At 44.3% G+C, this 25,070-nt stretch carries 32 protein-coding genes and 1 riboswitch; of the genes, 15 read left to right on the forward strand and 17 right to left on the reverse strand.

The genetic code is table 11. The features are described 5' to 3' along the window. Nucleotides 1–10 precede the first annotated feature (10 nt). Entirely contained in the window at nt 11–892 is an 882-nt protein-coding gene (locus WCV65_RS06835; RefSeq protein WP_338782191.1) for an RluA family pseudouridine synthase, read from the forward strand. Between the two features lie 86 nt (nt 893–978). On the opposite strand, the gene WCV65_RS06840 is transcribed toward WCV65_RS06835, so the two are convergent. The 3 genes from WCV65_RS06840 to prpE form a co-directional block, all read right to left on the reverse strand. After that, nucleotides 979–1,158, reverse strand: coding sequence for a DUF1272 domain-containing protein (locus WCV65_RS06840; protein WP_338781104.1), 180 nt, complete (start codon nt 1,156–1,158; stop codon nt 979–981). A 206-nt stretch (nt 1,159–1,364) separates the two neighbouring features. Next, nucleotides 1,365–2,096: a class I SAM-dependent methyltransferase gene (locus WCV65_RS06845; RefSeq protein WP_338781106.1), complete on the reverse strand. Its 732-nt coding sequence runs from the start codon at nt 2,094–2,096 to the stop codon at nt 1,365–1,367. 72 nt (nt 2,097–2,168) lie between these two features. Next, entirely contained in the window at nt 2,169–2,912 is a 744-nt protein-coding gene (prpE, locus tag WCV65_RS06850) for a bis(5'-nucleosyl)-tetraphosphatase PrpE (RefSeq protein WP_338781108.1), read from the reverse strand. 216 nt (nt 2,913–3,128) lie between these two features. On the opposite strand from prpE, the gene mgtE reads away from it, so the two are divergent. The 3 genes from mgtE (at nt 3,129) to fabI (ending at nt 7,238) form a co-directional block, all read left to right on the forward strand. Next, nucleotides 3,129–4,496, forward strand: a complete 1,368-nt coding sequence (mgtE, locus tag WCV65_RS06855) for a magnesium transporter (protein ID WP_338781111.1) — start codon at nt 3,129–3,131, stop codon at nt 4,494–4,496. Between the two features lie 18 nt (nt 4,497–4,514). After that, nucleotides 4,515–6,362 (forward strand): monovalent cation:proton antiporter family protein, encoded by a 1,848-nt coding sequence (locus WCV65_RS06860; protein WP_035409239.1) that lies wholly within the window; start codon nt 4,515–4,517, stop codon nt 6,360–6,362. Nucleotides 6,363–6,461: 99 nt separating this feature from the next. Beyond that, on the forward strand, nt 6,462–7,238 hold the full coding sequence (gene fabI, locus WCV65_RS06865; protein WP_338781113.1) for an enoyl-ACP reductase FabI: 777 nt from the start codon (nt 6,462–6,464) through the stop codon (nt 7,236–7,238). A gap of 42 nt (nt 7,239–7,280) precedes the next feature. Here the strand turns inward: fabI and WCV65_RS06870 are convergent, their stop codons facing one another. Genes WCV65_RS06870 through WCV65_RS06880 form a run of 3 tightly spaced genes read right to left on the reverse strand, consistent with a single transcriptional unit; the run spans nt 7,281 to nt 7,994 of the window. Then, entirely contained in the window at nt 7,281–7,478 is a 198-nt protein-coding gene (locus WCV65_RS06870) for a hypothetical protein (RefSeq protein ID WP_035409235.1), read from the reverse strand. Beyond that, nucleotides 7,475–7,792, reverse strand: coding sequence for a hypothetical protein (locus WCV65_RS06875; protein WP_035409234.1), 318 nt, complete (start codon nt 7,790–7,792; stop codon nt 7,475–7,477). The genes WCV65_RS06870 and WCV65_RS06875 overlap by 4 nt, the downstream gene beginning before the upstream one ends. Further along, nucleotides 7,785–7,994 (reverse strand): helix-turn-helix transcriptional regulator, encoded by a 210-nt coding sequence (locus WCV65_RS06880; protein WP_035409232.1) that lies wholly within the window; start codon nt 7,992–7,994, stop codon nt 7,785–7,787. Before WCV65_RS06880 ends, WCV65_RS06875 begins: the two co-directional genes overlap by 8 nt. Before the next feature lie 152 nt (nt 7,995–8,146). Between WCV65_RS06880 and purU the strand changes: the two genes are divergently transcribed. Together purU and WCV65_RS06890 are read left to right on the forward strand one after the other, a co-directional pair. Beyond that, nucleotides 8,147–9,049 carry a formyltetrahydrofolate deformylase gene (gene purU / locus WCV65_RS06885; protein ID WP_338781116.1) on the forward strand — a complete coding sequence of 301 codons (903 nt, stop codon included), beginning with the start codon at nt 8,147–8,149 and terminating at the stop codon, nt 9,047–9,049. Nucleotides 9,050–9,122: 73 nt separating this feature from the next. Then, a complete protein-coding gene (locus tag WCV65_RS06890) occupies nt 9,123–9,695 on the forward strand; it encodes a CotO family spore coat protein (RefSeq protein ID WP_051860736.1) in 573 nt (190 codons plus the stop codon). A gap of 44 nt (nt 9,696–9,739) precedes the next feature. Here the strand turns inward: WCV65_RS06890 and WCV65_RS06895 are convergent, their stop codons facing one another. The 5 genes from WCV65_RS06895 to WCV65_RS06915 all read right to left on the reverse strand — a co-directional run bounded on the left by WCV65_RS06895 (nt 9,740) and on the right by WCV65_RS06915 (nt 12,526). Beyond that, nucleotides 9,740–10,183 carry a CotY/CotZ family spore coat protein gene (locus WCV65_RS06895; protein ID WP_156505962.1) on the reverse strand — a complete coding sequence of 148 codons (444 nt, stop codon included), beginning with the start codon at nt 10,181–10,183 and terminating at the stop codon, nt 9,740–9,742. 417 nt (nt 10,184–10,600) lie between these two features. Next, the gene (locus tag WCV65_RS06900) at nt 10,601–11,095 is read right to left on the reverse strand and encodes a CotY/CotZ family spore coat protein (protein ID WP_035409224.1); all 495 of its coding nucleotides are present in this window, start codon (nt 11,093–11,095) and stop codon (nt 10,601–10,603) included. Nucleotides 11,096–11,260: 165 nt separating this feature from the next. Continuing rightward, on the reverse strand, nt 11,261–11,722 hold the full coding sequence (locus tag WCV65_RS06905; protein ID WP_035409221.1) for a spore coat protein: 462 nt from the start codon (nt 11,720–11,722) through the stop codon (nt 11,261–11,263). A 92-nt stretch (nt 11,723–11,814) separates the two neighbouring features. Beyond that, nucleotides 11,815–12,093 (reverse strand): hypothetical protein, encoded by a 279-nt coding sequence (locus tag WCV65_RS06910; protein WP_051860735.1) that lies wholly within the window; start codon nt 12,091–12,093, stop codon nt 11,815–11,817. Between the two features lie 34 nt (nt 12,094–12,127). Beyond that, on the reverse strand, nt 12,128–12,526 hold the full coding sequence (locus WCV65_RS06915; RefSeq protein ID WP_338781122.1) for a spore coat protein: 399 nt from the start codon (nt 12,524–12,526) through the stop codon (nt 12,128–12,130). Nucleotides 12,527–12,668: 142 nt separating this feature from the next. Here WCV65_RS06915 and WCV65_RS06920 point away from each other — a divergent pair, with 142 nt between their 5' ends. The 4 genes from WCV65_RS06920 (at nt 12,669) to WCV65_RS06935 (ending at nt 14,105) form a co-directional block, all read left to right on the forward strand. Further along, a complete protein-coding gene (locus WCV65_RS06920) occupies nt 12,669–13,022 on the forward strand; it encodes a DUF1360 domain-containing protein (protein ID WP_338781123.1) in 354 nt (117 codons plus the stop codon). Nucleotides 13,023–13,291: 269 nt separating this feature from the next. Further along, nucleotides 13,292–13,504 (forward strand): hypothetical protein, encoded by a 213-nt coding sequence (locus WCV65_RS06925; RefSeq protein ID WP_035409219.1) that lies wholly within the window; start codon nt 13,292–13,294, stop codon nt 13,502–13,504. A gap of 87 nt (nt 13,505–13,591) precedes the next feature. Then, nucleotides 13,592–13,714, forward strand: coding sequence for a YjcZ family sporulation protein (locus WCV65_RS06930; protein WP_035409218.1), 123 nt, complete (start codon nt 13,592–13,594; stop codon nt 13,712–13,714). A gap of 136 nt (nt 13,715–13,850) precedes the next feature. Then, complete coding sequence (locus WCV65_RS06935) at nt 13,851–14,105, forward strand: stage VI sporulation protein F (RefSeq protein WP_035409216.1); 255 nt, start codon at nt 13,851–13,853, stop codon at nt 14,103–14,105. A gap of 1,108 nt (nt 14,106–15,213) precedes the next feature. Here the strand turns inward: WCV65_RS06935 and WCV65_RS06940 are convergent. After that, nucleotides 15,214–15,399: a hypothetical protein gene (locus WCV65_RS06940; RefSeq protein WP_051860733.1), complete on the reverse strand. Its 186-nt coding sequence runs from the start codon at nt 15,397–15,399 to the stop codon at nt 15,214–15,216. 142 nt (nt 15,400–15,541) lie between these two features. Beyond that, nucleotides 15,542–17,815, reverse strand: coding sequence for an ATP-dependent helicase (locus WCV65_RS06945; protein ID WP_035409212.1), 2,274 nt, complete (start codon nt 17,813–17,815; stop codon nt 15,542–15,544). A 154-nt stretch (nt 17,816–17,969) separates the two neighbouring features. On the opposite strand from WCV65_RS06945, the gene WCV65_RS06950 reads away from it, so the two are divergent. Both WCV65_RS06950 and csaA read left to right on the forward strand, forming a co-directional pair. Continuing rightward, nucleotides 17,970–18,218, forward strand: a complete 249-nt coding sequence (locus WCV65_RS06950; protein ID WP_035409210.1) for a hypothetical protein — start codon at nt 17,970–17,972, stop codon at nt 18,216–18,218. Further along, complete coding sequence (gene csaA, locus WCV65_RS06955) at nt 18,219–18,581, forward strand: chaperone CsaA (protein WP_338781128.1); 363 nt, start codon at nt 18,219–18,221, stop codon at nt 18,579–18,581. It begins immediately after the preceding gene. Between the two features lie 70 nt (nt 18,582–18,651). Here the strand turns inward: csaA and WCV65_RS06960 are convergent, their stop codons facing one another. The 4 genes from WCV65_RS06960 to WCV65_RS06975 all read right to left on the reverse strand — a co-directional run bounded on the left by WCV65_RS06960 (nt 18,652) and on the right by WCV65_RS06975 (nt 21,097). Further along, nucleotides 18,652–19,326: a DUF421 domain-containing protein gene (locus WCV65_RS06960; RefSeq protein ID WP_035409207.1), complete on the reverse strand. Its 675-nt coding sequence runs from the start codon at nt 19,324–19,326 to the stop codon at nt 18,652–18,654. A 75-nt stretch (nt 19,327–19,401) separates the two neighbouring features. Further along, complete coding sequence (locus WCV65_RS06965; protein WP_035409204.1) at nt 19,402–19,824, reverse strand: GNAT family N-acetyltransferase; 423 nt, start codon at nt 19,822–19,824, stop codon at nt 19,402–19,404. Then, nucleotides 19,824–20,342, reverse strand: coding sequence for a YjcG family protein (locus tag WCV65_RS06970; protein WP_035409202.1), 519 nt, complete (start codon nt 20,340–20,342; stop codon nt 19,824–19,826). The genes WCV65_RS06965 and WCV65_RS06970 overlap by 1 nt, the downstream gene beginning before the upstream one ends. 32 nt (nt 20,343–20,374) lie before the next feature. Further along, nucleotides 20,375–21,097 (reverse strand): esterase family protein, encoded by a 723-nt coding sequence (locus WCV65_RS06975; protein WP_338781132.1) that lies wholly within the window; start codon nt 21,095–21,097, stop codon nt 20,375–20,377. A gap of 554 nt (nt 21,098–21,651) precedes the next feature. Then, a riboswitch (SAM riboswitch) is annotated at nt 21,652–21,761 on the forward strand. Nucleotides 21,762–21,845: 84 nt separating this feature from the next. Here WCV65_RS06975 and WCV65_RS06980 point away from each other — a divergent pair. The 3 genes from WCV65_RS06980 to WCV65_RS06990 all read left to right on the forward strand — a co-directional run bounded on the left by WCV65_RS06980 (nt 21,846) and on the right by WCV65_RS06990 (nt 25,037). After that, a complete protein-coding gene (locus WCV65_RS06980) occupies nt 21,846–22,970 on the forward strand; it encodes a methionine biosynthesis PLP-dependent protein (RefSeq protein WP_338781134.1) in 1,125 nt (374 codons plus the stop codon). Continuing rightward, nucleotides 22,957–24,162, forward strand: coding sequence for a cystathionine beta-lyase (gene metC / locus WCV65_RS06985; RefSeq protein WP_035409196.1), 1,206 nt, complete (start codon nt 22,957–22,959; stop codon nt 24,160–24,162). The genes WCV65_RS06980 and metC overlap by 14 nt, the downstream gene beginning before the upstream one ends. Nucleotides 24,163–24,563: 401 nt before the next feature. Beyond that, nucleotides 24,564–25,037 (forward strand): DinB family protein, encoded by a 474-nt coding sequence (locus WCV65_RS06990; RefSeq protein ID WP_338781136.1) that lies wholly within the window; start codon nt 24,564–24,566, stop codon nt 25,035–25,037. The last annotated feature ends 33 nt before the right edge of the window (nt 25,038–25,070 follow it).

Raw genomic sequence — 25,070 nt, forward strand, 5'->3', positions numbered from 1 at the left:
ACAATTTCAGATGGAGTGGAGCGTTTCGCAGCGGGAAAGCGGCCTGCTGGTGAAGGAATTTTTGCAGCAAAAGCAGCTGACGAAACGTGCCATTATTGATATTAAATTCAGCGGCGGATGCATTACTGTGAATGGAATTCAAGAGACGGTCAGAAAAAAGGTGACAGCGGGGGATAAAGTGGCTGTTCTTTTTCCTGTTGAAAAACCAAGTGAAAGTCTGATTCCTCAGGATTTAGAGCTTTCAATCGTTTATGAAGATGACCATTGCATCGTTTTAAACAAAGCAGCAGGAATGCCGACGATTCCTTCCATGCTCTATCCGCACAGTACACTAGCTAATGGATTGCTGTATCATCTGCAAAAACAGGGACTCTCATCAACTATTCATATCGTAAACCGACTTGATAAAGACACGTCCGGTCTTATGCTTGCAGCGAAGCACCGATTCAGCCACTCCCAATTTTCCAAACAGCAGAAGCAGGCGGGTATTCATCGAACATATACGGCGATTGTTCATGGGAAATTGCAGCTGGACAAGGGAATCATCAGCAAACCCATTGGCAGAAATCCGCAAAGCATCATTGAAAGAGAAGTAAGGGAAGATGGCCAGTATGCTGCAACGGCTTATCTGACACTCGGAAGGAAACAGGACTGCAGTTTGGCTGAACTGAAGCTTGAAACAGGGAGAACCCACCAGATCCGAGTGCATATGAGCAGTATCGGTCATCCGTTAGCAGGAGATACGCTATACGGAGGCAGTGATCGTTTAATGAAAAGGCAGGCTTTGCACAGCTCAGAGCTCACGTTTTGGCATCCGTTTAAGGAAGAGCAAATGAGTTTTCATGCGACGCTCCCGAAGGATATGAAAGAGTTTTGGAATACTTCTGAATAACTGAGGCCCAGCGAATTGAACTGACCCTGGGCAAATAGAAAAAAGACGAATCCGGCTGGAATTCGTCTTTTTTCTATATCTTTACCTTAATGAACCTGTGGTCTTGGCCGCTTTACTAATTCCCCGCTGCAATTTGGGGAAACCTTCATCATCTCTTCCGTGCATGGTTGGCAGAAGGTGCATTCATGTATACATATGTAGGCGGGGGATTGATCTTGGAGAGCTCCACTGCACCGCTCGCATTGCTTGCGCATCTCAAGGGACATGGATATTTCAGCTCCTTTTCAATTTTTCCTTCTGAAGGAATTTCATGATAAAGGCTGTTCCGGTGATATTTAAAATCAGCGATGGTACAAGGAGAGCAACAAGCAACAGGCCTTCTGGCTCCAATGCAATCGAGAGCATTAATAAGCACATTCCAGCAATGACAAATAGTAACCCTATTCTATAGTTCTTATCCAATTTAGCCCGCTCATTTTGTGCATGAGAATAATAGGAATAGCGGGATCCGCATGCGCCGTTTGTATTCCTCCGGATTGGAAAAGTTTTGAGGATCCGGCTTTGGTTCTATGAGACTTTCAATCTTAAACCCTGCATTTACAATGGACGAAAAGTATTCACCAATGGAGCGGTGATATTTTACGACTTGTTCACCCATCCAATTCTCTACTCTCTTTCCGCTGTGAAAATAATCATCAACGACCCAGCTGCTGCGGCTCTTTCCCGATTCGCTGCTTGTAAATGATGAAGTCAGAAGCGGGTGCTGTACACTGAAAACAAGTCTTCCGCCGGGCTTTAGAGTTTGGAATATAGATTGAAAAAGTGTTTCAATGTCCTCTGCATAGTGAATGGCCAGCTCGGAAACGGCCAGATCAAATGCTTCTGGCGGATAGGAATAATATTCCATTGAGGATAATTCAATTTTTCCATTCGTTGTTTCAAGTACCCTAATCGCTTCTTCAAACATTTTATTCGAGCCTTCAATTCCTAAATAGGAGGTGCATCCCTGCTCAAGTAAATCAAGCCCCAATGATGCATCTCCGCAGCCAAGGTCGAGAACCGTCCAGCCCTTGGGATTGCCGATTAATTGAAGGAGGGCTGGTTTTTCAATACTTAAATTTGGACTGTCTGTCCGATACCTTCTTTTCATAAATTCCTGAAAAAAAGCCTCTTCATCGTATGCCTTCGATCCTTTACGTTCCATCCCTATCCCCCTTTCGATAAAACACATGCCTTGAAAATTTTACTTTAAATATAAAATTTTTACAATGAGAAATCAGGAGCCGGGATATTCTCTGAATCTTGCCGCATCGAAGTTCATGGAGGATGGGACGGATACCGTTTCTGCTTCCGGATACCGAAAAGCGGTCAGTTTTCCTCCGAAAACGGCCCCCGTATCAATGTTGATTGTTTTATTGATGATTCTTGGATTTTTCACAGGTGTATGTCCGTAAACAATCCAGGGCTGTCCACTATAATGAAGTGCCCAGTCTTTTCTCACAGGCATCCCATTTTCCATTATCTCACCAGTAACATCACCGTAAAAAACAAATTCCTTTATTCGCTTCGTATAACGGCCAATATCCTTTTCCTGAATTCCTGCATGGGCAACGATGAGCTTGCCGCCATCCAGCTCCTGATAAATAGGGGCTTCTTCATAAAGCTTCATAAATGTATCACGAAGTGTTTTTCTGTCCCGTTCATTTAATTGATTCAATTCTTCAACTGTTGTCTCCAAACCGTGCTTGATTTGTACTTTATTGCCCTTCAAATAGCGATAGAGCTTGTCGCAGTGATTTCCGGGAGAGTAATATCCTTTTCCTGCTGTAATAATCCGGGCAGTTTTTTCGATGACTTTTAATGAGTCAGGTCCCCTGTCTGTTAAATCCCCGGCAAAAGAAATTTTTCTTCCTTCAGGATGGATGGGTATACCATCATGATCCCTATATCCAAGCTTATCCAGCAGCTCCGTAAGTTCCTTATAGCAGCCGTGCACATCTCCAATCACATCTATTTTCACTCTTTATCACCCCATGCGGTCTTTCCGATTATTTTCCAGCCGTTATCACAAACTATACATAATGAAAGACGCGGTTTTCAAGGCGAACGGGAATGCTGCAGCCGAAAACGGGTATGAAGGGTTATGGGTGGAAGAAAAAAAGGGAATGCGTTATTCTAATCATTATGTTATCATGCTGTTTTCAAAGCGTATGAAATAGGAAGGGAGGGGCTGCAAATGGCAGAATTGCAAAAAATGGATGAGCTCGAAGAAGAGCTTCTTATTACCGCTTTAAGAGAGGATCAGCTGGATGCCTTCAGGGATTTGTTTTTCGACCGTCATTCCTATGATCAAGGAAGATGGTTCGTTAAGCTTAAACCTGAAGACCGGGCTATTCTTTACCGCTTTCTTTCACCCGAAGAAATGGCCGCGATCTTTGAGAACATAGATGCGGATGAGGAAGAGGTTGAGACGTACCTTTCTGAAATGGATTCCATATATGCTGCTCAAATGCTCGCTCAAATGTATGCCGATGATGCGGTTGATGTTCTGAATGAATTGGACCAGGGGAAAGTAGCCGGTTATTTGACTTTAATGGAGGAAGATGCGGCTAAGGAAATACGCGAACTGCTTCATTATAAGGAATTTACAGCCGGAAGCATCATGACAACAGAATTTGTTGCCATTCATGCACACCAGACCGTCCGCTCGGCTATGCAAATATTAAAAAGCGAAGCGCCGAATGCTGAGACGATTTACTATACGTTCGTCGTTGATGAGGACAGACGGCTTGTCGGAGTCGTTTCATTAAGAGATTTAATCATCTCGGAGGATGAAACGATGATCACCGAAATTATGAATGAACGGGTTTATTCGGTATTGGTATCCGTTGATCAGGAGGAGGCAGCGAGAAAAATCAGGGATTATAACTTCCTGGCCCTGCCTGTTGTGGACATAAATGACCGGCTGCTCGGCATCATTACCATTGATGATATCGTCGATGTTATCGATGAAGAAGCCTCTGATGATTACTCGAAGCTCGCTGGGATTTCCGACGCGGATTCCTCAGATAAAGGGCCATTTTCAGCAGCGAAAAAGAGACTTCCGTGGCTTATTATCCTTTTATTTCTCGGTATGCTCACAGCAAGCTTGATTGGACGTTTTGAAGAAACATTGGATCAGGTAGCCATTCTTTCCGTGTTTATTCCGCTTATTGCCGGGATGGCCGGAAATACGGGAACGCAGGCGCTGGCTGTTGCGATCAGGAGGATTGCTTTAGGGGAAGTGGAAAAGGAAACCTCCTTTAAGATCTTGTTCAGGGAAGCGGGTACCGGTTTGATTGCGGGTGCCGTATGCGGTGTGCTTGTAACAGGGGTCGTATTTGTATGGAAGGGAGACCTCCTGCTCGGAATGCTGGTCGGAACGGCGATTCTATTTTCGCTTATCGTGGCCGCTGTCGCAGGAGCTATGGTTCCCATCGTAATGCATCGATTTAAAATAGATCCGGCTGTTGCATCTGGTCCATTTATTACTACGATTAATGATATTATCAGTATTCTTATTTATCTTGGACTGGCATCGTTATTTATTCAAAATCTTCATTAAGAGACAGGAGGGGAAAAGATGGAACATGAAGCATCCGTTACGTCATTAGTCATTGTTGTTCTTGTCGCCTTTATGACACCGATTCTCATGCACCGGTTAAAACTGAATTTTATGCCTGTCGTTGTCGCCGAAATATTAATGGGTCTCGTAATAGGGAAAAGCGGTTTTGATATTGTCGCACAGGACACCTGGCTGCAGACACTCTCATCTTTAGGGTTTATTTTCCTCATGTTTTTAAGCGGTTTGGAAATTGATTTCAGCGCATTTACAGGAGCGAAGAGAAAGGAAAAGCTTCCGAACGGGAAGCCCGTCCCCAATACGTTTATTGCTTCAAGTGTTGTATTCGCGGGAATCTTTGTCCTTTCCATTCTTCTATCCCTCATCTTTGTCTGGACAGGTTTTATCAAGAATGCATTTCTGATGACCTTAATCATATCCACCATCTCACTTGGGGTAGTCGTTCCAACCTTGAAGGAAGGCGGCATCATGAAAAGCAACATTGGCCAGATCATTTTGCTTGTTGCAGTAATTGCTGATTTGGTTACCATGATCCTGCTTGCCGTCTTTGCTTCCATCTATGGAGATGGCGGCGGAAGCATCTGGCTTCTGCTGATCCTGTTTGCAGCAGGAGTGGTTTTATACTTTGTAGGAAATCGATTCAAAAACCGCTCTTTCATCGATTCGATGTCAAAGGGAACGATTCAGATTGGTACGCGTGCAATCTTTGCACTTATCATCATTCTCGTTGGAATCTCAGAGACAATCGGAGCAGAAAATATTCTGGGAGCCTTCTTGGCGGGGGTACTTGTTTCCCTGCTGTCACCAAATAAGGAAATGGTACAAAAGCTTGATTCCTTTGGCTACGGCTTCCTCATCCCGATTTTTTTCGTGATGATTGGCGTGAAGCTTGATTTATGGAAACTATTCGAGAACCCTAAAATCTTGGTGCTGATTCCGCTTCTTTTGATCGCACTGTTTATTTCAAAACTGCTTCCTATTCTTTATTTACGAAAATGGTATGACATGCGCACGACTGCTTCAGCAGGTTTTCTTTTAACAGCTACCCTGTCACTTGTCATCGCGGCTACCACAATCGGTCAAAAAGCGAACGTGATTGATGAACAGATGTCTGGAGCACTCATTCTCGTCGCTGTCATTTCAAGCATCATTTCGCCGATTGGTTTTAAAAAGCTGTTTCCTAAACAGAAGCTTGCGGATCAGAAGCTGAAGGTAGCACTCATTGGAGCCAATCAGATGACGCTTCCTGTTACAAGAGAGCTCAATCCTGATTATTTTCAGACTGTTGTTTTCCACACGTTCCAAGACAAAATGGATGAGCAAATAGCAGAATCCTTATTTGAAATCAAGGAGCTCGAGGATTATTCGATGGAAAGTCTGCAAAGCAGCCAGGTTTTTGATGCAGATATCCTGGTTGTAGCGACAGGAGATGAAGAAAGAAACGCCGACATCGCTATTTTTGCAAAGGAAAAAGGAGTTCCGAGGGTAATCGCAAGCATTGCTTCTGCGGAGCTCGGGGAAAAGCTGAAGGAGCATGATGTCGATCTTTTCTCTGTACTCCTTTCAACGAAGGTATTGCTGCAGGCCCTGATTGAATCACCGGATATTGTCCGCATCCTGACAAACAAAGAGACAGGGCTGTACCAGGTTACGATGAACAATGCGAAATATTCAGGCGTTACGCTAAGAACCTTCCCGTTTACAGGAGACATCATTTTCGTCCGGATTTTTCGTGGAAAAGATTCGATTGTACCCCATGGAGATACAAATCTTCAGGTAGGGGACCGAATTCTTGTTACAGGGTCTGCTGAATATGTAAAGGATTTAAGATTAGAATTGCAAAATTAATGGCGGGACAGGCACAAAAGGTGCCTGTCTTTTTCAGTGGGGAGGTGCTATAATTGGAACCAGGTACTAATAACATGTATAAAACAGGAGGCACGCCCGATGAACTTTTCTTTAAAAGGCCGGAATATTGTGGTCATGGGAGTAGCAAACAAACGCAGTATCGCTTGGGGAATTGCGCGTTCTCTTCATAATGCAGGCGCCAGAATTATTTTTACATACGCAGGAGAGCGTTTTGAAAAACCAGTTAAAGACCTTGCCGAAACACTGGAACGCGACGATTCTCTTTTTTATCCTTGCGACATAACCAATGATGATGAAATTAAAAAATGCTTCGCTGACATCAAAGCGGAAGTAAACGTTCTGCACGGTGTAGCGCACTGTATCGCATTCGCCAACAAAGAAGACCTGGCAGGCGACTACATGGATACGACCCGTGAAGGCTTCCTTCTTGCACATAACATAAGCTCTTATTCTCTTACTGCTGTAGCAAAAGAAGCGAAGGGCTTGATGACAGAGGGCGGAAGCATCGTTACCTTGACCTATCTTGGAGGAGAGCGAGTTGTTTCCAACTACAATGTTATGGGTGTAGCCAAAGCCTCCCTTGATGCAAGCGTCCGCTATCTGGCAGAAGATCTGGGCAAAGAGAAAATCCGCGTGAATTCGATTTCTGCAGGCCCAATCCGTACACTATCTGCAAAAGGAATCAGTGATTTCAACTCCATCCTTAAGGAAATTGAAGAAAAAGCGCCGCTTCGCCGTACGACAACTCCAGAGGAAGTAGGGGACACGGCTCTATTTCTATTCAGCGATCTTTCCCGCGGCATGACAGGCGAAAACCTGCATGTAGATTCAGGGTATCATATTATTGGCGGCTAATGAGCCGCACAAAAGAGCTTGAAGGGACATCCCCAAGCTCTTTTATTTTGCATTTCTTTGTTTTCTGATTTCCTGAAAGGTGAACAAAAGTCCTGTAAATCCGGCAAAAAAGGAGGGGAAGAGGGAGAAAAGAAAGTATTCCCACACGCCAGAAGCGAGCGAAACAGCAAGAAAAAGAAGGGGAAGTCCAATCATAGCGAACAGCGATGCCATCAGTCCGGCCTTTAGTTGACTTGTCATCCTCCGTGCCTCGAAAAATAAGCTGCTGACAAAATAAGCGACAAGCAATGAAAAATATAAATCCCAGTCATAATAAAGAATGAAACCGAAATTCCCTCGAATAAAATAACTAGAGCCCAGGCAATTAAGATGACAACAAAGGTAATATTCCAGGAAACCGCCTTCGCGTTTGACATCAAATAATGATAGCGTTCATCTAAACCGCGCTTATTCTTGCTGAACCGTCTGCCGAGGAACATTGCAGTCCCTGCAAGGATGATGCCTGCAATCAGTCCGGAAAGACCGATCCAATTGTTCAGTAGTGCTTCATTCAATATTCTCATCCCCCTCAAAAATAAATAAATCCTCAATGCTGCATTTGAAAACCTGGGCAAGCTTATGTGCTAAAACAAGGGATGGTTTATACTTGCCCTTTTCCAACGAAATAACCGTTTGCCTGGACACATTTAATACTTGGGACAGCTCTTCCTGCGTAATATGGCTCTCTGTCCTTTTTTCACGAATGAGTGATTTCAATATCGGCCTCCTCGATATAAATGTAAAGCTTACTGTACGTTAAGTTTACTTTACTATTATTTTGTAGTCAAGTTCACTTTACTTTTTTCTTGTGAGGAATTTCCTTATAATAAGGGACAATTCATAGTACATAGAGAGGCGGGGAATTTAAGATGCAGCCAATTAACAAAACTCATTTGAAAAGATTTCAGGGGAAATACGAAAATAGGGGCAGGATCCTGCTAAAATGCGCAGATCGGCCAGGAATCGTGGCAGCCGTATCGAAATTTTTATTCGGGCACAATGCGAATATCATTGAATCCAGCCAATATTCATCAGATCCCGAAGGAGGCACCTTTTTCTTGAGGATTGAATTTGAATGCCCGGATCTTGCGGGAAAGCTTTCTTCCATGAACACTGCCTTCAAACCGATTGGGTCCGATTTTCAAATGGAATGGAAAATTGTCCAAGTGACAGATCTGAAAAAAACAGCTATTTTTGTATCAAAGGAACCTCACTGTCTGCTCGAGCTTTTATGGGCTTGGCAAAGCGGAGACATCATGGCGGATTTATCCCTTGTTCTAAGCAATCATGAAGATTGCAGGGAGATTGTAGAATCGCTCGGTATCCCGTTCCATTATATTCCTGCCGCAAAGGAGATCAGGAAGGAAGCGGAAGCCAGACAATTGGATCTTCTGAAAGAATACGGAATTGAACTCATCATTCTTGCCCGCTATATGCAAATATTGACCGAGGAATTTGTTGCGGCGAATCCGAACCGGATCATTAACATTCATCACTCGTTCCTCCCTGCCTTCATCGGGGCAAGGCCATATGAACGCGCGTATCAGCGAGGGGTAAAGCTGATTGGGGCAACCTCCCATTATGTAACGAACGAGCTCGACGAAGGACCGATTATCGAGCAGGATATTGAACGGGTTTCCCATCATGATCATGTAGATGAATTGAAGAGGATCGGACGTTCCATCGAACGAAGTGTTTTGGCACGTGCGGTAAAATGGCATTTAGAGGACCGGATTTTAGTGGATGGTAACAAAACCGTCGTTTTCTCCTAATCTTTAAAGGTCATGAAATGGTACGAAGGTGAATAAACTGTCTTGAATAGTTTATGATCCGGAGGTGGAAAAATTGAACGAGAAAAATGCCAGGCGGCAGCAGCCGCTCATGTATATTGTTCAGCCCGAAAACATGCAGCCGCAGGCCCAAATGCAGCAGGTTGCTGTTAAGAAAAACCCTGTAAAAGCTAGGCTTGACAAAAAAGTTCAAGAAGCCAAAGAAATCGATTCTATTGAGGAAACATCTGCCGAAGCTGTGCTCGACGCTCCGAAAACAATCCCTGAAGAGCAAGGAGCAGCCGAAGCCAGGCAGAATCAGCCAGCAGATGAAGCCGTTTTAGCAGAGATAGTGAAGACTGAAGGAGATGAGGAGACAGCAATTACTGAACCTCCTAAGCCTGTGTACGAACGCAAAACAAGGAAAGTACTCAATCAAATGAGCGTTGTTGAAAAAATTGCATTCTTCGCCAATCTGCCTGGCAATATCCCAAGGACGCTCTGCCAGGTTGAGCTTGCAGACCAAACCTACAGAGGCATCATAATCGGTGAAACAGACGGCGTTGTTCATCTCAGAACAACCGCAAGCTCCCAGCCGGTAAACATTAGATCTGAAGAGATCCAGGCTATCCAGCCACTGGGCTTCTAACAAAAAGAGCTGAATCGGGATCCTCCGAATTCAGCTCTTTTTTATTAATCCTGATGAGTCCGATTAATTAAACGCGGATTCAAGCACTGAATGGAGCAGAAGCAATTCAAATCCACTTCAATACAAGAATCTGTCTTTTCCAAACGGAAAACATCGCATGCGCTGTCTTTATGGAAATCCAGCACATCTTTCTTTTCGCTGAATGCTATCAGCAGGCGAAGAGTAGCGCAGCAGCCATTAATCTGTTCTACACGAAAGAAGATCGTATTAAAGCAATCTCCCGCGGAAAGGCCTCCAACATTCCCAAACGCTTTGAAAGGAGTCCCTTTTTTCGTATATAGAATGAACGGAATTGTATCTCCTAAAGTATTAACTGGGGAAAGAAGATTGCTGTAACAGCTTGTAGAGCACTGCTCCTCAACCGCATTCTGGAGATCGTTGATGTTTTCAACCGCATCGCATACACAGCTAAGGTCTTTTTGACGGATCATATTATTCCCTCCCGATTAAGGATTTTTATCTATACTAGGATAGGCAGGTACAAGGCTAAATGTGCTAGTGAAAACGCCTATTATGAAAAATAATTTAGATGATCGTCATAAAGACCTGGGGAATGGCTGCAGAGCCTGAGGGGCGGATTGTTGGCGCTGGTGGATAATTGCTGGTGCATGGATGGGGATGGAGGGTGATGTTGAGTGGGGAGATAAGGGGAATGGTGTAGCACAAGGTTTAGGTTTGTCAGATAAAGTAGTCAGACAAACTTTGAAATTATGTATTTGTCAGACAAAATAGTCAGACAAACGCGGAATCCAAGTATTTGTAAGACAAAATAGTCAGACAAACCACGACCCCAAACCTCCAAACACCAAAAAAAATAGACTACCGGTTAGGCAGTCTATTCAATGTTATCCATGGTGATGCTTCTTTTTGCTCATCGGGGATACGCGGTTCACTAGTTCAGGGGATAGACATTGGATTGCACAGAAGCATTCAAGATCTACTTCGATGCAGAAGTCGGATTTTTCTAGTCCGAAGAAGTCTTCTGCACAAGGATCGCATACACTAAGTGTGTCGCCTTCTACGTCTACTGGCTTCAAAAGTTTAAGAGTTGCGCAGCAGCCTCTCAAGCCTTCTACACGGAAGAAGATTGTTTCGAAGCAAGTCATATCATCCAGGAATCCGCCTACGTTTCCGAATGCTGAGAATAGTTTTCCTTTTTTATCGAACAACAAGAACGGAATCGTATCTTTTCCAGGCAAAGCGGATGGACTAAGCAAGTTGCTGAAGCAACTGGTCGGGCAATTTTCCTCAACTGCTTCTTGTTCTGCGAGGATGTTTTCAACTGCTTCGCATACGCAGCCTTCGATGTCGCGTTTTCCATTGTTTTTTCCGCAGCTCATGTTTTCATCTCCTTAGTTAATTGGTTGATTGACATTAGTCTTTAACAACATATGTGGGGACGTCTTTATTGGTGTGGGTGAACATCACGAATATCTGGATGTGTGCGGAAAAAGAAAAAGCAGGCGGGGAGCCTGCTTTTTCCTTTCATGCTATTTTGAGGGAGATTACAGAATGTCGATGGAAACAACAAGCGCAAGAAGAATTTGGATAAGCAATTGAAGAGATACAGCTACGTCTGTGTCTGTAGTTTTTACATTTACGTTGCGGGAGTTTTCGATAACCAATTTTTGAGCGTTTGCTTGAGTGATTGTAGCTTTTTGAAGAAGATCTTGAGTGACCATTTCAGCACGTGCACTATCAGCGATTGTAAGGTTGATTACAAGAGCGATGGCTACTTGAAGAGCTGCTTGAAGGGATACAGCGATTTGCGTTTCAGTAGTTGTTACTTCAATGTCACAAGAATCCTTAATGATGATGGTCTCAGAAGAAAGCTGAGCAGTGTTGCTTACTTGATCAAAGTTTTGATCTACCTCACCATCTTTGCTGCACATATTGCCTAGTCTGTTACTGTTTTCAGTCGGATGAGAGCAGCTTCTGTCGTTCGCTACCCATGTGTAATTTGACATGTTCTTTTTCCTCCTTTCATTGTAATACTATTAAATGTTGGATTTACGTTTTGGTTTAGACAAACATCATGATTCAAGCACCTATTTTTTAGTTATTCGTTGTTTTTTTTGTTTTTTAGCATGTCTCTTAATGTGGTGTTTTTAGGTGCTTCAACAGGGGCTTTTTCTGCTTCTTCTGTTTTTTTGTTCTGAACTGCAAGAAATTCATCCACTTTTGCTTGAAGATCTAGGACGACTGCTTTGATTTTCGCTTTTTGATCTTCGCTTAGTTCTTTTTTCGTTTCGCTGGTGATGTTATTTTTATTAAAAACATCAGATACGAAAAGCTGCATAAGGGTAGCGGAGATTTCATTGAGGTTTTCTTTTGACATGGTTGTCACTCCTTTTAAAAAATTTAAGAAAGGGTTACAGGATATCGATTTGCAACAACAGAGCCAGCAAAATTTGGATGAGCAGCTGAAGGGAAATGGCAAGGTCTGTGTTTGTGGATCTTACGGTAACGTTTTTTGAATTGAGTACGATAATGCGCTGCTTTTTTGTTTGCTGAATGACAGTGTTGTTTAAAAGCTGCTGGGTCACTTGTTCCGCGCGAGCGCTATCTGCAATCGTTAAATTGATTGCAAGGGCGATGGCCACCTGGATGGCAGCTTGAATGGATAGAGCAAGCTGAGTGTCAGTAGTTTCGATTGTGACGTAATCGGAATTTTTGACATAGATTCCTTCGTCGGAAAGCTGAAATAAAGTTGTGTTTTGCTCGGTGTCCTGGCTCACTGCTTCATCCATGACTGACCATTCATTAGACAAATGATTCACTCCTTTCCCATATATAGCTAGTAAATGCAGGTTCGTTCCATTTGGTCTGATGAAAACATACAGATTTCTCCCGATTTTTTTCATATCTGTTCTGGCCGTTCATATCGTAATAGAAGAATGGCAGGTGAGTGATATGCTTGAGAGCTGGTTAACGGTTACTTTGTTTGCATTGGCGATTTTTCGCCTGACTCGTTTGATTGTGTTCGATAAAATTACAGATTGGCTGCGCAGACCGTTTCATGAGGAGTATGTAGTAAAGGATGAATCAGGTGCAGAAGAGATTTATATCAAAATGAAGGGAAAAGGCATCAGGAAGTGGATTGGAGAGCTTCTAAGCTGCTATTGGTGTACAGGAGTATGGTGCACAGCTTTTCTTTATACGAGCTGGCGAGTGTGGCCGGCCGGTGCTGAACCGCTTATCTGCGTACTTGCATTGGCAGGCTTCGCTGGAATCATTGAAACCGCGGTATCTAGGCTTTTAGATTAGGTTTTTGACTCAGTACGCATTCTGTCCAACCTTCATAACATAATTTATCCCCGAATAAGAAAGGTGGAGCGGTAATGAATAAGCCATATTTGCATGCTTATCCAGCAAATGCTGCGAAAACCCAGCAGGTTTCAAAACCAGTGAAGAAAAAAGGCTGCGGCTGCGGCAGTAAAAAACGTTAATGAAAGGTGAAAAGCGGGAGCATTTACCCTGCTTTTTTTTGTGTCCGCAAAAGGATCATTCCGTATTCTATAGAAGGGAGTGATGATGTGGGGAAGAAACTCAGCAAGGAATTTGAAACATTTATAGGGGATCGTATGAAGAGCCATGACGGGGTTATGAAAAAGAGCGATGGCTGGCTTAAGGGAAAGGAAAAGGATTTAAATAAAATGGAGAGAGCTGCTGATGGGTTTGATGCAAAAATGGAGAAATTAGCTGGAGATATCGAAAAATGGATCAGCAGCAGAAATCAAAAAAAATAATTCTGCTTATTTTTGAGCGAATGTCCATACCCTTTCTGGCCGATCTTCATATGTTGTAGAGAAGAACGAAAGGGAGGTGCTTGGCTAATGTCTTATGGTTATGGATGCGGTGGCGGCTACGGCGGTGGCGGATACTACGGTTCTACTTTCGTACTTATCGTAGTATTGTTCATTCTTTTGATCATCGTTGGTGCTTCTTTCTACAACTAATTTAAAACTTGCAGTCTCCTTCAAAGATATGCAAACAGGAAAGTACGGGCTCATGGTCCGTACTTTCTCCGTTTTGGAAACGCACCATTTTTTGGGCACCTTCATAGGATAAATCAACAGTAAGGAGGCAGAAAAAATGGATAATAAATTCTTTAAAAATATTGAAAAGAAAACAGGCGTAAACATGAATGAAATTCTCGCTCTCGCCAATTCCCTTCAAAATGCAAACTTCCGTGATGAAACAACAGTCCGAAACGTGATCCGCAAGGTTGCCCAAATTGCGAACAAAAAAGTACCGAAAGAAACAGAAGACAAAATCGTCAACTCGATTGTGAATGGAAAAGAAAAGCTCGACTTTAATACAATCTCCAAAATGATTAATAAGAAATAAACAAAAGCCTTTCGTCCGAATGGATGAGAGGCTTTTGTTTTGATGACAGGATTGTGTTTGTTGGAATGATGGATATCGGGTGTCACGAGTGTCCGATATAAGAGAAAGAAAGTCCGATATCGAGCGTGGAGTGTCCGATAAAAGGTGCTGGGAGTCCGATATGAAAGGGAATGTCCGATAAATGCAGCGGAGTGTCTGATATAAGGGAATGAAAGTCCGATATCGAGCGTGGAGAGTCCGATAAAAGGTGCTGGGAGTCCGATAAGAAAAGGAATGTCCGATAAATGCAGTGGAGTGTCCGATATAAGGGAATGAAAGTCCGATATCGAGCGTGGAGAGTCCGATAAAAGGTGGTGGGAGTCCGATATGAAAAGGAATGTCCTACAAATGCAGCGGAGTGTCCGATATAAGAGAATGAAAGTCCGATATCGAGCGTGGAGAGTCCGATAAAAGGTTCTGGGAGTCCGATATGAAAAGGAATGTCCGATAAATGCAGCGGAGTGTCCGATATAAGAGAAAGAAAGTCCGATATCGAGCGTGGAGAGTCCGATAAAAGGTTCTGGGAGTCCGATATGAAAAGGAATGTCCGATAAATGCAGCGGAGTGTCCGATATAAGGGAATGAAAGTCCGATATCGAGCGTGGAGAGTCCGATAAAAGGTGGTGGGAGTCCGATATGAAAAGGAATGTCCTATAAATGCAGCGGAGTGTCCGATATAAGGGAATGAAAGTCCGATATCGAGCGTGGAGAGTCCGATAAAAGGTTCTGGGAGTCCGATAAGAAAGGGAATGTCCGATAAATGCAGCGGAGTGTCCGATATAAGAGAATGAAAGTCCGATATCGAGCGTGGAGAGTCCGATAAAAGGTTCTGGGAGTCCGATAAGAAAGGGAATGTCCGATAAATGCAGCGGAGTGTCCGATATAAGGGAATGAAAGTCCGATATAAGAGAAAGAAAGTCCGATATCGAGCGTGGAGAGTCCGATACATAGATCCGAAAGGCTAGTTGAATAAGGAAACGAGGTTTGTACTGAATCTCCACATTAAGTGAAAGTCTGAGTACTGTAAACAAAAAAGAAGCAGAGCAACCGTACCACTCTGCTTCTCTAGCTATATACTGACCGCAAACGCGTAAAGCAGGTAAACGACCAGAGCAACCGCAAGGACAATTTTGGATACATCCAGTACTCTTTTGCTTGGAAACGTGAGATTTAAAAGATAAAAGAAGCCAACAGCCCAAATCCCGTTTTGGAAAAAAGTGAAGAAGATGTTCCGCAGCACTGTGAGTGATTCCAATTTCCACAACTCCTTTCCGCAATGTACTATATATGTATGGCTGTTTCTTTTATTCATGCGTACTATTTAATGGGGACATGGTTATTTGATTTGTTGACATCTCCTTAAAAAAAAGACGTGCAGGCAAAAGCACGTCTTTTTCCTATTCAATCGCCTGAAAAAACCTGGAAGGCGCGCTTTTCTTTCCTCGTCTTGTTTGCGGGGCGGACAAATAGAGTTCGTATTGAGCCCGTGTCATGGCGACATACAGGAGCCGCCGCTCTTCCTCAAATGAAGTGAAATCTCCGTTCCTTGCTGATTCGAGCGAAAAGTCATGAGGGATGCTCCCATCAACGGCCCCGAGTACATAAACGTATGGAAATTCAAGTCCTTTGGATCGGTGGATGGTCATGAGCCGAACACCATTTGACTGGTTGCGGCCGCTTCTTTTAATGTCTGCTGAAAGGGCGGTCATGTGGTCAGCATGTTCAATAAGTTCGGCGATTGTACCAAACTTTTTGGCTGCGACTTTTAGGTCTTGCAAATCGTCTGAGCCTTTCTCCATTTTGTTTCCTTCATTGCCTCGCTTCTTGATGGCGTCGGCCAGTCCCATCTTCTTCTCGATTAAACTTAGGGCATCCAGGGGAGCCATTTTGCTGATTTGTTTAAAATACGGGAGAATGTCCCGTATTTTTTTCTGCTGGAAGGGCTTAATGTCCTGAACGTGGAGCAAAGCCTCCAAGAGAGTGCAGTCATTTATGATGGATAGGGCTTTTACATCTTGAAGAACCTGGGATTTCAAAAATAAGGCAAAAATCAGGTCTTTCATCGCTTGCCCATCATCTGGATTTACCGCTAATCTTAAATAAGCGAGTGGGGTGCGCACCATTTTCCGCTCGTAAAAGGATCCGGTTTCCTGGTCGACAGCAAAGGGAATGCTTGATTCGCTTAGACGCTCAAAGATTGCTCTTCCGCCGGTATGGGTGCGGTACAAGATTGCGAACTCTTCAGGCTTCCGTCCGTTTAACATCTTTTCCTTCAGATCATTGACAATCAGCGTTGCTTCTTCCTCTTCATCGTATGGATAGAAAAACAGCGGTTTGATTCCGTTTGTGAAGGTGGCGTCCATTTTCTTCTTGTGCCGCTCACGGTTTTTTGCAATCATTTTGTTCGCGGTTGCGACAATTTCGTGGCTGGATCGGTAGTTGGAAGCAAGATGAATCACCTTTGCATCCGGAAAATCCTTCGTAAATTGAAGCAGGAAAGCGGGATTGCTTCCGCGAAAAGCATAGATTGACTGATCATCATCACCGACCGCAAATACGGACTGGTGCTTAGCAGACAAGAGTTGAATAATTTCATACTGAACTTGGTTAATATCCTGGAACTCGTCAATCAAAATGGATTGAAACCGGTTCTGATAGGATTCGCGAATTTGGTCGTTGTTTTCAAGTAAAAGCAGACATTGCAGCAGCATGTCATCAAAATCAAACTGGCCGTTTGCTTCCTTAAATTCCTCATACTTTCGGTAAAGGAAAGCAGCCTTTTCCTCCCACTTATCCTCGGGCTTCACTTCTGCAGGAGAAAGACGGGAGTTTTTCCAAAGGCCGATTTGCTGAAGAGCCTGGTCGAAAGGGAATTCGGTTTCATCAAGCTTCAATTCCCTGCCCGCTTGTTTCACATACTGCTCGCGCTGCCACTCTTTCAGCAAATGCGTTGAATCCCATTTGCTCCGGTCATGGTGCGTTAGAATTCTGTAAAAAATACCATGGAACGTGCCGGTTACCATTTGGTTTACCTGCTGCATGGAAAGTCCGTAAAGCGCGGCCATACGTTCCTTCATTTCCTTCGCAGCTTTTACCGTAAAGGTGATGAGCATGATGGAGGCTGGATTTGCACCTTTTTCCTGGATTAGGTAAGCTGCCCTTGAAGTGAGCACTCTCGTCTTTCCGCTGCCCGCTCCAGCCAGGACAAGGGTGGATGAGGCATTCGTCGTGACGGCTGCTGCTTGAGCCTGATTTAACGTAATATCGTCAAAAAGCGTTATCAGCGGGTCCTTTTTTTCAGCAAACGGGGTAATGATTCCCGGGAAGTTCGGATTTTTCCAAACGGTAGAAGGTTTGGGTTGCTCCGAATCAGTAATAGACCGGTTTTTGGGAATTCGAAAGGCTCCGGACGTTTCGTACTCCGGCTGATCCTTTTTCTTGATGAAGGGTTTTTCCGCCGGCATGTAAGCATTCACGCATGCTTCTGAATCTGATTGATCTTTATGCACAAACTCAGGCGGCGAGGAAATCCGGAACTTAAGCACGACAGGACGGCCGCAGACAGGGCATGTCAGAAAACCAGCTTTGCCTAAGTCATATACCTTTTGAAAATCTTCTCTTGGGTAAGTTGGAAGTTCTATTAATCTATCTGAATATTTTGCAAAAAACATCGGGTTTCCTCCCATAAAATCTCTATTGGGCACGTAAACTATATGTAAAATAGACAAGAACCATCTTAACAGACTCATAGAGAAAGAAAAAGGTGATTATGGCGTTTTCTATTTAAAATTTGGGGTATATTTTAAAACAAAAGGGAGTGGGAATATGAGCTGGATAGCACCTATTCAAAACGATCAGTACATACAGTATGCTAATCGATCCGTGCAGGTAAAGGACGACTACGCTTCACTTGACCGTGTCTCAAAAATCCATCTTCAGCGCGATAAAATGGAAGAGGAACGCAAGCACGAAGAAAGCCGTTTTTCCAGAATATTGGACCGGGTAAAACAATCTTCCACTCATGCTTTGCCTTCGGAGCCGGGAAAAGGTTTGTCCTTTGACGCGAGAATATAAATGAAAAAGTCAGAATGTTCGATCAAAGAACCGGCATCAATTGAGGATTTTTTAAAGCTGGACATCCGGATTGGCACGATTACTGCTGCTGAGGATTTTCCAGAAGCCAGAGTTCCGGCCATCAAGATGAAAATTGACTTTGGAGCGGAAATCGGAGTAAAGCAGTCCAGTGCTCAAATTACAAAACGGTACACTCCAGACCTTCTTCTCGGAAGGCAAATAGCAGCTGTTGTGAATTTTCCGCCGCGCAAAATTGCCGGATATCGTTCTGAAGTGCTTGTACTGGGCGGTGTTTCAGGTGATGGGGAAGTTGTCCTGCTTAACACTGATGTTCCCGTTGAAAATGGTACCCCAATTGCTTAATCACCGTATAAAAGGGGGAGGCCGTTCTGTACGCCCATGAGCGGCCCGTAAAAAGACCATAAAGCTGGTCTTATTTTTTTTGGATATATAGGTCGTCTCCCTTGCGCCATTCCGCATAAAGCACATGCTGATAGGAGTGGATGCCCTGATTTGAAAGCTCATTAACAAGCCATTCTTCCTTGAGACCTGCTTCTTTTAAATTGTCCCTCTGCACTGCTCCGTCCAGCACCAGACTGTAGGGGAGAACAGGCATGGAGCCCATCATGGAAAAATCAGTTCGGACCGGCATGTCAAATTGAGGCTTTTTCAAGATACTCACACTGCCATCAGTTTCTAAAATGGCAAACTCAATTTCCCGCATGGAAAACGTACCTTTGGATCGGATCAGATGCTGAAGCTGGTTTAAATCAAGCTTTTCTTTTTTTAGCTGCTCCCTCAGAATTCTTCCATTGCGGATGATGATGGTTGGGCTTCCCTCCATCATAACCCTCGCTTTATTCGATTTTTGAGTCAGCCACTCAATTACAAATATAAGAATCCCCCAAATAGAAATGGCAAAAAGAATATCCAATAGTCCAATTTCATCGTCATATACGGCATTTCCTACGAGTTCTCCAAGTACAAGAGCCGATATGAAGTCAAAGGTCGTAATTTGCGTAATTTGAGTTTTGCCAAGCAGTCTTGACATGACAAACAATCCGAAGAATCCAACGACCAATTCTGTTGATATTCTGTACATATCCATCGAAATCACCCTTTATAGATTGCACACTAACAATGGTTTTCACTCAAAAAAAACAGACAGCTTAATCGCTGTCTGTCATAAACGGCTTTTGATCATCGTTACGTGAGGGATGCCGGCATCCATGAATACACCGGAACGCACTTCATAGCCAAGCTTTTCATAAAAGGGAATCGCTTGAGTCTGTGCATTCAGCTTGAATTTCTCAATGTTTGGAGCGGCGACAATTTCAAGTTCCTTCATAATCAGGCTGCCTGCGCCTTTTCCGCGGTAAGAGGGGAGAATGCAGATGCGCTCGAGCTTTCCGTAGCCGTCTGCTTCACGAATCCGGCCGGTGCCAACTGGCATGCTTTCATCGTATAGGACGACATGCACGGACATTTCCTCGTTTTCATCTACCTCTTCCTCTGCCGGTACTTTTTGTTCTTCAACGAATACCTTCATTCTGATTGAAAAGGCATCCTGCATTTCTTTTTCCGTCTGTACAACTTTTGCGAGCATTAGAGTTCTCCTTTTTCCAGGATGAACGTTTCATAAACAGTCCAAGCTCCGTTATCAAGCTGATAGAGCAGGTGGAAACGGTCAATCAGTTCAATATGATGATTATCCTGCATTTTCAGCTGTCCCAAAACATCTGCCATTTCTGCATCAGATAGCTTTTGGCCAATTGTGATGTGTGGAACAAAAGAATATTCAGGCTCGGAAGTAAGAGATCCTGAATGAAGCTCGGTATGAAGCTCCATTAATTCATCATTAGGCTCCACCTTAAGGTAGATCACGTTGTTTACAGGTGAGAATGAACTGATTTTCTGCACCTCAAGCTTAATCGGGCTCAGCTTGTTTGCAACAGATCGAAGTTCTTTGGAAATCGCCTTTATTTCTTCATCTGACGCTTCAAATGGCGTCTTCAGAGTCAAGTGCGGCGGAATAAGCGCGTAATGAGGGTCATAGCGTTTTCGGTAGGAATTCGCCAGATCTTGAAGTTTTTTTGCCGGAAATAGGACAATTCCATATTTCATACAGGTTCCCTCCAGTAGTAAGTAGTAGTTAATTAAAACATGGCTTTAAGCGCCTTAGGCAGTAAGGGCTGCCAATGTGTCCATGTGTGGTCCCCATCAAATTCTTCATATGTGTAAGGAAATCCTTTTTTTTCGATCGCTTTTTGCAATTTGCGATTCGGTTCGATGAAATTCTGCACTTCTCCAGCCGTTGTCTTAACATCAGTTTCCTTTTCGCCAATCTGATGATAGATAGTCAAATTCGGCTCTGCATCGTATTGCATGACAGCATTTAGGACCTTTTCGTCAACATAAGGGGACTGCATAATGATTTTACCAAAAATACTCGGATAGTCGAGTGCTGTCATGAATCCGACTGTTGCGGCGAGCGAATCACCAATGAGTGCGCGTCCCTGTCCAACCTGATATGTTGGGAACTCCCTGTCCAGAAACGGGACAAGCTCATGGGCAAGAAACCGTTTATAAGCAGGGAATTTCTCACCGTCGGGATGGTATTTTGTCCGGCGGTCCTGTACATTCTTGTATGGAATGCCGACAATGATTACATTCTCCAGTCCGCCGTTCTCAAGCAGGGATTCATACTGGCGGGCAATCCTCCCAAGCCTGAAATAATCCTGCCCATCCTGCGCAATCAGCAGACTGTACTTATACAGAGGGGAATAGCTTTTTGGCAAATATGTAAGGACAGTCAGATCTTCGTTCAATGCGCCTGAAAAAAAGGAAGCTTCTTTGACAACTCCAGTTTGCTTCTCCACAGATAAGTCCTCCAGATGAATTAAGTAAGGTTTGTACTTAGTTTTTGTATCTAGCTCCGGCGCCTAGCCCCTCGAGGTCATATGCCACTCAACCTCCGGGCCCGCAGGATGCGGGTCAGTTCCCACGTCTTTCCCACGGCTGATTGTCTTATGCTTGTCGGGGGCCGGCAGGAGGCCGGTCAGTTCTGCGTTGCGGCAGGACGCCGCGCATTTAGCAGAACATCCTTCCTTGAGGAGCCTCCGCTTTTGGAATGTGATGGATAAGTTGTTTCTACTTTGTTTTTGCGTCTAGCTCCGGCGCCTAGCCCCTCGAGGTCATAAGCCACTCAACCTACGAAAGGAAAAAACGCCTTTCTCCGGCTGATTGTCTTATGCTTGTCGGGGCTGAGCAAGGCGCCTCCGCTTTTGGTTTTTGTATTCGCTTCCACTTATTTTATCATGATTTTTAAAAAAATGCTTTTCCGGAAAATCAGGGAAAGTTTACATGAATCACTTGTAAAATTTATAAAATTGCGTTAAAGTTATAAAAAATTCATAATATTCCTTACGATTTATTCTTATCCAGAGAGGTGGAGGGACTGGCCCTGCGAAACCTCAGCAACCGGCAGAACGCTCTAGGCGTGCCAAGGTGCTAAATCCAGCAAGCGAGCTTGGGAGATGAGAAGAAGAACTGTTAAGCGACAAGCCTTCTTCTTATTTTAGGGGAAGGCTTTTTTGTATTCTTAATCTGCATAAGCGAGGGTGTAAAATGACAAAACATACAGAAACGATCTTAGCCCAAATCGGCAACCGAAGTGAACAGACGACAGGCGCCGTTAATCCTCCCATTTATTTAACGACAGCTTACCGTCATTCAGGAATCGGGGAATCGACCGGTTTTGATTACATACGAACCGGCAATCCGACACGTGCCATCGCTGAAAAGGCTTTGGCGGACTTAGAAGGCGGAGATCAGGGGTTTGCCTTCAGCTCAGGGATGGGAGCCATTCAGACCATTATGGCGCTATTTAAAACCGGAGATGACATTATTGCCTCATCCGATATTTACGGAGGAACCTACAGGCTGTTTGAACAGGAATGGCGTAAGTATGGACTGACATTCCAATATGATTCATTTGCAGATCCTGTGAGTACAGAGGCTAGGATCCTTCCGAATACGAAGGCGATCTTTCTGGAAACTCCAACGAATCCGCTTATGCAGGAGGTGGATATTGCAGCAGTTGCAGAAGTAGCGAAGCGCCACGGCCTGCTGCTGATTGTGGATAATACATTCTATACTCCTGTCATCCAGCAGCCATTAAAGAGCGGAGCTGATATCGTCATTCACAGTGCAACTAAATATCTCGGAGGACATAATGATCTCCTTGCTGGAATCGTTGTGGCAAAAGGTAAGGAACTTTGTGCGGAGCTTGCTTCCCATCACAATGCAATCGGCGCCGTTCTCGCTCCGTTTGATTCATGGCTTTTAATCCGGGGATTAAAAACACTGGCACTTCGGATGAGGCAGCATGAACAGAATGCAGCTGATATAGCCGAATTTTTAGAAGAAGTCCCGGAAGTAAGTGATGTACTGTATCCGGGAAGAGGGGGCATGCTGTCGTTCCGGGTCGCGAAAGAGGAATGGGTGAATCCATTCCTGAAAAATTTGAAGACGATTACGTTCGCAGAAAGTCTTGGCGGGGTTGAGAGTTTGATGACGTATCCAGCCACTCAGACGCATATGGATATACCAGAAGAAATACGTACGGCAAACGGTGTCTGTAATCGGCTTCTGCGTTTCTCGGTAGGAATCGAGCACGCAGAAGATCTCAAAGCTGATTTGCATCAGGCATTCCAGGCTGTGAAGGAGGAGGAAAAAATTGAGCAATACTGATTGGTCCATCCAGACGAAGCTGCTGCACAATAGCCATAAGACGGATAAAGAAACAGGAGGGGTAAGCGTTCCGGTCCACTTATCGTCCACCTTCCATCAGTCTGATTTTGATCAGTTCGGAAAATATGATTACGCCCGTTCAGGCAACCCGACTAGGGAAGTACTTGAAAAAGCAATTGCCGATCTTGAAGGGGGAACGAGAGGATTTGCATTTTCATCGGGTATGAGCGCAATCTCTACAGCCTTTCTTTTATTATCAAAAGGAGATCATGTCCTCGTGACGGAGGATGTCTACGGCGGTACGTACCGGATGGTGACAGAGGTTTTGAGCCGGTTTGGAATTGAATATACATTTGTGGATATGACCGATCTGCACAATGTAGCGTCTAAAATTCGTCCGAATACAAAAGTGATTTATTTAGAAACACCCTCTAATCCGCTGCTTAAAATTACCGATATCCAAGGGATTGTTAAACTTGCGAAAGCTAATAACTGTTTAACGTTTCTGGATAATACTTTTCTGACACCGGCACTTCAGCGTCCGCTCAATTTAGGAGTAGACGTTGTGCTTCACAGTGCAACGAAATTTTTGGCAGGCCACAGTGATGTCGTGGCGGGGCTCGCGGCTGTGAATGACGAAGAACTGGGAAACCAGCTTTACAAACTGCAAAATTCATTTGGAGCTATACTTGGAGCACAGGATTCCTGGCTCGTATTAAGGGGGTTGAAAACCCTTCACGTCCGTTTAAAGCAATCGACCGAATCTGCCCTTAAGCTGGCCGCCTTCCTATCAAGGCATCCGGCCGTAGAGGAAGTTTATTATCCGGGTCTTTCCTTCCACCCCGGCTGTTCCGTACAGCGCTATCAGGCAGACGGACCGGGTGCCGTGCTCTCATTCAGACTGTCAGATGAAGATGCCGTTCGAAAGCTCGTCCAAAACGTTCAGCTTCCGGTTTTTGCCGTCAGCCTTGGCGCCGTAGAAACGATTCTTTCATATCCGGCTAAAATGTCACATGCAGCAATGCCGAGGGAAGAGCGGTACGCAAGAGGAATTACAGACGGACTGCTCCGTGTCAGTGTGGGTCTTGAGAAAGCAGAGGACCTGATTCAGGACTTTGGGTCAGCTCTGGATTTGCTGCCAAAAACAAAGCCGCTGCAGTACGCGCGTGTTCAGGGAAGCGGGCGGAGATAAAGGGGCGGGTGTTGTTGTTGCCGCTCTGATAAAGGTGGAACCGGTTTTGGCGGTGTTAGATTCATAATCTTAAAAGGGTGAAATCGGGTATGGAAGTGTCTGACCCCTACTCTGCTAAAGAAGTAAAGCTTCGGCACCATATGGCTTCAACCATACTGCGGCAAGGGCTGGCAGAGAACAGTCTTTGTCCCCTGCTGCGGTGAAGAATGTGGGGACTGGCACAGTGCCAGTCCCCTTAAATTTTACCGGACTAAAGCTCCGGCACCAAACTTGCGAAGTCTTGCGGCGGATAGGATCGAGAACCTATCCCTCTGACCCCTGCTGCGGTAAAGCATTAAGGGTCAGGCACTAAATTTTTGATCATTGTAATAAATCCCAAAAAGATCGACAGGTGAACAGAGATGCATCAACGAATTCTATTAAATTCCATCTTTAGCCAGCTTGAAGTTGCAAATCGTTCTATTATAGAAATGGCCATTTTAGCAGAAGAGAGTGATTTAAATTGGAGCTATCTAGAAAATAAGAGATCCCTTGGTGAACTGCTGAATCATCTATCCCTTCTCTACCGCGCGGATTATTTAATTATGGAAGAAGCCTCGAAGGATGAGATGGCGGACTATTATCTCTCTCATCCATTTAGAAGAGCAGAAAATGCGGGAACCGAGCTCTATAAGAATTTTAATGCGCTGAAAGAAGCTTTTTATTCCTTCAGTGAAGCAGAGCTGATGGAGGAAAAAATCTCTTATTGGGGGACAGGCTACTCCAGATATGAATGGCTTCTTGAAATCCTGGGTCACATATACCATCACAGAGCCCAGCTGCATATGTATTTGGAATTGCTTGGAATAAGGCCGCGGGTGCTATTATTCGAGTGAGGATCAAGAACATCTGGCTGCCAGATCTGAAAT

This window comes from Metabacillus sp. FJAT-52054, assembly GCF_037201815.1.
Classification (GTDB): Bacteria; Bacillota; Bacilli; order Bacillales; family Bacillaceae; genus Metabacillus_B; species Metabacillus_B sediminis.

Bases quoted from the DNA above. Each gene is read 5' to 3' on its own strand.
- WCV65_RS06965 (WP_035409204.1), bottom strand. From the start codon at position 19,824: ATGCTCGCAAAAGTTGTACAGACGGAAAAAGAAATGCAGGATGCCTTT.
- WCV65_RS06920 (WP_338781123.1), top strand. From the start codon at position 12,669: ATGCTTGAGAGCTGGTTAACGGTTACTTTGTTTGCATTGGCGATTTTT.
- fabI (WP_338781113.1), top strand. From the start codon at position 6,462: ATGAACTTTTCTTTAAAAGGCCGGAATATTGTGGTCATGGGAGTAGCA.
- WCV65_RS06870 (WP_035409235.1), bottom strand. From the start codon at position 7,478: ATGACAAGTCAACTAAAGGCCGGACTGATGGCATCGCTGTTCGCTATG.
- WCV65_RS06950 (WP_035409210.1), top strand. From the start codon at position 17,970: ATGAGCTGGATAGCACCTATTCAAAACGATCAGTACATACAGTATGCT.
- WCV65_RS06945 (WP_035409212.1), bottom strand. From the start codon at position 17,815: ATGTTTTTTGCAAAATATTCAGATAGATTAATAGAACTTCCAACTTAC.
- WCV65_RS06840 (WP_338781104.1), bottom strand. From the start codon at position 1,158: ATGTCCCTTGAGATGCGCAAGCAATGCGAGCGGTGCAGTGGAGCTCTC.
- WCV65_RS06845 (WP_338781106.1), bottom strand. From the start codon at position 2,096: ATGGAACGTAAAGGATCGAAGGCATACGATGAAGAGGCTTTTTTTCAG.
- WCV65_RS06905 (WP_035409221.1), bottom strand. From the start codon at position 11,722: ATGTCAAATTACACATGGGTAGCGAACGACAGAAGCTGCTCTCATCCG.
- WCV65_RS06930 (WP_035409218.1), top strand. From the start codon at position 13,592: ATGTCTTATGGTTATGGATGCGGTGGCGGCTACGGCGGTGGCGGATAC.
- WCV65_RS06910 (WP_051860735.1), bottom strand. From the start codon at position 12,093: ATGTCAAAAGAAAACCTCAATGAAATCTCCGCTACCCTTATGCAGCTT.
- csaA (WP_338781128.1), top strand. From the start codon at position 18,219: ATGAAAAAGTCAGAATGTTCGATCAAAGAACCGGCATCAATTGAGGAT.
- WCV65_RS06835 (WP_338782191.1), top strand. From the start codon at position 11: ATGGAGTGGAGCGTTTCGCAGCGGGAAAGCGGCCTGCTGGTGAAGGAA.
- WCV65_RS06990 (WP_338781136.1), top strand. From the start codon at position 24,564: ATGCATCAACGAATTCTATTAAATTCCATCTTTAGCCAGCTTGAAGTT.
- WCV65_RS06980 (WP_338781134.1), top strand. From the start codon at position 21,846: ATGACAAAACATACAGAAACGATCTTAGCCCAAATCGGCAACCGAAGT.
- mgtE (WP_338781111.1), top strand. From the start codon at position 3,129: ATGGCAGAATTGCAAAAAATGGATGAGCTCGAAGAAGAGCTTCTTATT.
- WCV65_RS06860 (WP_035409239.1), top strand. From the start codon at position 4,515: ATGGAACATGAAGCATCCGTTACGTCATTAGTCATTGTTGTTCTTGTC.
- purU (WP_338781116.1), top strand. From the start codon at position 8,147: ATGCAGCCAATTAACAAAACTCATTTGAAAAGATTTCAGGGGAAATAC.
- WCV65_RS06935 (WP_035409216.1), top strand. From the start codon at position 13,851: ATGGATAATAAATTCTTTAAAAATATTGAAAAGAAAACAGGCGTAAAC.
- WCV65_RS06960 (WP_035409207.1), bottom strand. From the start codon at position 19,326: ATGGATATGTACAGAATATCAACAGAATTGGTCGTTGGATTCTTCGGA.
- WCV65_RS06900 (WP_035409224.1), bottom strand. From the start codon at position 11,095: ATGAGCTGCGGAAAAAACAATGGAAAACGCGACATCGAAGGCTGCGTA.
- WCV65_RS06970 (WP_035409202.1), bottom strand. From the start codon at position 20,342: ATGAAATATGGAATTGTCCTATTTCCGGCAAAAAAACTTCAAGATCTG.